Raw genomic sequence first — 465 nt, 5'->3', positions numbered from 1 at the left:
GCGGACGCGCGAAACGATGGAACGCATCCGCGCCGCGATGAAGGTCGATCCGCTCGCCTATCGAACCGATACCAGACTGATTGAAGTCAATTTCGGTGACTGGCAGAGCTTTACCTTTGCCGAGTTGGAGACGCAGTCTCCCGGAGCCAAGCGGTCACGCGCGCGGGACAAGTGGAACTTCCAGCCGCCCGGCGACGGTGCGGAGAGCTACCAGATGCTGCTCGAACGGGTGAAACCCTGCTTCGACGAGATCGATCGCAAGACGATCTGCGTGACGCATGGCGGCGTCATGCGCACCCTGTTCCGTTTCGTGCTTGATGTGACCGAGGACGAGGCCGCGAACCTGGAAATACCGCAGGATCGCGTGCTCAAACTTGAAGGCCAGAGCCTCGAGTGGCTTTAGAGGCGCAACGCCGAGCGCTCTCGAAGTCCATTCAAATAGTTAAAACCCTAGTTCGTGTCGCT

The 465-nt window shown here is 59.4% G+C and carries 1 protein-coding gene; it reads left to right on the top strand.

Annotated features, from left to right (window positions below):
- A partial coding sequence (locus tag ACWTU8_RS32565) for a histidine phosphatase family protein (protein ID WP_455851342.1) occupies positions 1 to 403 on the top strand: 403 nt, incomplete at its 5' end.
- Positions 404 to 465 lie beyond the last annotated feature (62 nt).

The sequence above is a fragment of the Mesorhizobium sp. BHbdii genome (assembly GCF_053848045.1).
Note: the sequence above shows the minus strand (reverse complement) of the source record. Positions and strands in the feature narration are given on the sequence as shown.